Annotated in this window: 1 protein-coding gene; it reads left to right on the plus strand. The window is 44.6% G+C overall.

The window, feature by feature from the left end; translation table 11 throughout:
• Window positions 1–959: argininosuccinate synthase (locus tag A3757_RS01670; RefSeq protein ID WP_068739054.1), on the plus strand; the 959-nt coding region annotated here is incomplete at both ends.

A 959-nucleotide genomic window follows, 5' to 3' on the forward strand; every position in this document is an offset into this window, starting at 1 on the left:
GGAAACATACAACTGTGAAGTTGTTACCTACACAGCTGACCTTGGTCAAGGTGAAGAAGTTGAACCTGCACGTTCCAAAGCAGAAGCATTGGGTGTTAAAGAAATCTATATTGAAGACGTGCGCGAAGAATTTGTTCGTGACTATGTTTTCCCGATGTTCAGAGCAAATACTATTTATGAAGGCGAGTACCTGTTAGGTACGTCTATTGCTCGTCCTTTAATTGCCAAGCGAATGGTCGAAATTGCTAATGAAACAGGTGCTTGTGCTATCTCTCACGGTGCGACCGGTAAAGGTAATGACCAGATTCGTTTTGAGTTAGGTGCCTATGCACTTAAGCCGGGTGTTCAGGTCATTGCACCTTGGAGAGAATGGGATCTCAACTCTCGTGAAAGCTTGTTAGCCTATTGTGATACACACGGTATCGAAGTTGAAAAGAAGAAAGGTAAGTCTCCTTATTCTATGGATGCAAACTTGCTACATATTTCTTATGAAGGCGATATGCTAGAAGATCCTTGGAATGAGCCTGAAGAAGAAATGTGGCGTTGGTCTGTTTCTCCTGAGAACGCTCCAGATACACCGACTTATATCGAACTGACATATGAGAAAGGCGATATCACCGCGATCAATGGTGAAGCGATGAGCCCGGCAACCGTGCTTGAGACCTTGAATAAGGTCGGTGGTGATAATGGTGTCGGCCGTTTGGATATCGTTGAAAACCGCTATGTAGGTATGAAGTCTCGAGGCTGCTATGAAACGCCAGGGGGCACGATTATGCTTAAGGCTCACCGTGCGATTGAATCTTTGACTCTCGATAAAGAGTCTGCGCATTTGAAAGACAGTATTATGTCTAAGTATGCGGAGTTGGTTTATAACGGTTACTGGTGGTCCCCTGAGCGTAAAGCGCTTCAAGCCTTGATAGATGAAACACAGCATTATGTAAACGGTGTTGTTCGCGTTA

The sequence above is a fragment of the Oleiphilus sp. HI0117 genome, from assembly GCF_001635235.1.